Genomic DNA, 2781 nt, shown 5'->3' with positions numbered 1-2781 from the left:
AAATGGTACAGGAACTTTTGTTCGGGTTCACTTTCCTGTGTTGCTCTGGTGAGCAGTGCCCTGCTGGTTTTCACTGATGCGATGAAAGAACTGCCAGTAACACTTCTTTATGCTGAAGCAGCCCGTGGAACTTTTGAAGAAGGGGCCATCTCTGCTTTAATGATTGTTCTTGCAGGGACATTTCCGGTTATTTTGTTTGTTCCAGCTGAAAGACTGAAATCAGAGGATTGATTATGTCTGAAGAAACAGCTTTATGTATTAATGATGTCCATGTTGTTTATCCCAATAGCCCATATCCTGTATTGCGGGGCGGGGGGTATGTCAGTCTGTAAAGGTGAACTGGCATGTCTGCTTGGTACATCAGGTTGTGGAAAAACAACAGTACTACGTGCTGTAGCTGGTTTTGAGCGCCTGAACAAGGGGAAATTTTTGTATCACAGCATTGTGTGGCCAGCGCAGATATGCATTTTCCGCCGGAGAAATGTCATGTCGGTATAGTCTTTCAGGAATATGCGCTCTTTCCCCACCTTACAGTTTCACAAAACGTGGCTTTGGTCTGAGAAGACTGCCGAGAGATGTACAGCGAACCAGAGTTACAGAACTGTTGAAAATGGTGGATTTATTCCACTATTCAGACAGCTATCCTCATGAACTTTCAGGAGGTCAGCAGCAACGTATTGCCCTTGCAAGGTCACTGGTTCCAAATCCAGATATCCTGTTGCTAGATGAACCATTTTCCAGCTTGGATAAAAAACAAGGGTAGGACTGAGCCGTGAAGTTCGTGATATTTTGCATGAGGCAGGGCAGACAGCACTTTTAGTCACTTACAGTGAACACGAAGCATATTTGATGGGGGTTCGTATTAGATATGTTAAAAACGGACAATATTGGGAAGGGTAACCTTGCCAGCAGACTGTCAAGATGTATTAAACAGGTCGATTAGCTGTAGGCGGGATAGCTCGCGGGATAAATCATCTGAGAATGTGCCATTTTCCGGGCTGTTATGGGGGACAGGCATTGCTGGTTGTTGGTTCGTTGATGGAGGGAAAGCTGCAGCACAGATAATGGGGCTTTAGGAAAAGGAAAGACATAATAACCACGACAAAGTGACTATCAAAGTGGGCCAAGGACATTTGAATGTTTGAGATAATAAATATTGTAATGAAGCTGAGGCTATTGCTACCACCACACACTACAGAACCTGCACCATTGGATGCCAAGAACAACTGTCCGAATACATAGAAATGCTCAGATAAAAGTGTTTATGTCTCATCCGGCATGAAAACGATGAGCACATTATCTACAATCCACAGGCCCTCCTATTTTCCCGCTTATACATTCCCCATCTTCCATTTTTCCTCACCCGCGCCGGCACCACACTGTCATCTTTCTGAGGTTTTACTGTCTTACACATGTAATAAAAAGTTATTTTTCTGCAATTCGGGCATGATATGTAATCCCGCGAGCATAAAACGAGTGAATTTGCACATCAGGTACAACAAGCAAGAGAGATAAACGATGAAACCGTTACATTATACAGCTTCATCACTGGTGCTCGGACTGGCGTTAATGGGCAATGCACAGGCAGTGACGACCATTCCGTTTTGGAACTCTATGGAAGGGGAAATGGGCAAAGAGGTGGATACAACTGGAAAACTTTAGCGCCAGGAACGGTCTGCCGTTTGCCAGCAAAAACAACGGTTTTGACGCCACGGACGCGGTGCTGGAGTTCAACAAGCCGGAGCAGGTGAAACACATCGTCATGCTCGAGGAGATGAACAAGAAGGGCGACTTCATCTACGTCGGGCGTAAGGATGAATCCACCGAGAAGTTCTATAGAGGTGATTGCGCGATGACCACCGCCTCTTCCGGTTCTCTTTCCAACATTCGCGAGTACGCCAAATTCAACTACGGCGTAGGCATGATGCCTTACGACGCTGACGCGAAAGATGCACCACAAAACGCCATTATCGGCGGAGCCAGCCTGTGGGTGATGCAGGGCAAAGATAAAGAAACGTATACCGGCGCAGGCGAAAAGCTGGCGGTAGGGGAATCATCGGATCTTTCTGCTCATCCGGCGTTATCTCCATAGGTAATAATTCAACGCCTGCGTCAGAAGTGGTTGTTACCGGAAGACGCCGCGAAACACGCCCTTCGTTTTGCCAGAGTCTGAGCCATTTGAAAATAACATTATCATTGATGCCAGACTCTCGTGCAATCTGGGCCACACAGGCTCCGGGTAAAAGAGTTTGCTGAACAAGTCTCCATTTTTACTCTGGTGAAAATCGGTTCCGACGGGTTTTCTCTGTTTTTACAGGCTGAGTCACTGTCGGGGCTGAATATTATCGCCCCGGGAAAAGAGCCCGGTCAGTTGCACGCAGGAATATTCACCAGAAAGATGCCCGTCAGTGAATACCTGATGAAATCGCCTCACCAGAGAAAAAATAGCGGTTTTGCTGACACCGGTCTGTGCAGAAATGCGCGGGTACGACAGTGTCTCGTCAAATTTCAGTTGTAGCAAACGCAGGATCAATTCCGGATTATCTGCCAGTACCGCCTTTCGTGCATTCATCGTAAATGTCCTTTTACTGCGAAAATGGACATTAGCATAGGAAACAGGAAAGGGAGGCGAAAGACGTTTTAATGAGACGGTTACTTTTTCTGCGCTCCTTGAACCGCCCCGGGTTTCCTGGAGAGTGTTTTATCTGTGAACTCAGGCTGCCAGATCATCGTTTCCGATGGAAGCATAATAAGCTTTTTCTGCTTCTGCCGGAGGAGTAT

At 46.6% G+C, this 2781-nt stretch carries 1 protein-coding gene and 3 pseudogenes; 3 read left to right on the top strand and 1 reads right to left on the bottom strand.

What is annotated here, in order from left to right:
* From ACJHYR_RS27365 to ACJHYR_RS27355, 3 genes and pseudogenes are all read left to right on the top strand, one after another.
* Nucleotides 1–231, top strand: a 231-nt coding sequence (locus ACJHYR_RS27365; RefSeq protein ID WP_374106119.1) for a hypothetical protein, incomplete at its 5' end; no start/stop codon positions are given.
* 2 nt (nt 232–233) lie between these two features.
* Nucleotides 234–900: pseudogene (locus tag ACJHYR_RS27360) on the top strand (ABC transporter ATP-binding protein).
* A gap of 618 nt (nt 901–1518) precedes the next feature.
* Nucleotides 1519–2041: pseudogene (locus ACJHYR_RS27355) on the top strand (extracellular solute-binding protein); the annotation flags it as partial.
* Here the strand turns inward: ACJHYR_RS27355 and tnpA are convergent.
* A pseudogene (tnpA, locus tag ACJHYR_RS27350) lies at nt 1968–2572 on the bottom strand (IS66-like element accessory protein TnpA). The pseudogenes ACJHYR_RS27355 and tnpA overlap by 74 nt on opposite strands.
* Nucleotides 2573–2781: the final 209 nt, after the last annotated feature.

This window comes from Escherichia sp. WS1450 (assembly GCF_046487395.1).
Classification (GTDB): domain Bacteria; phylum Pseudomonadota; class Gammaproteobacteria; order Enterobacterales; family Enterobacteriaceae; genus Escherichia; species Escherichia coli.
Note: the sequence above shows the minus strand (reverse complement) of the source record. Positions and strands in the feature narration are given on the sequence as shown.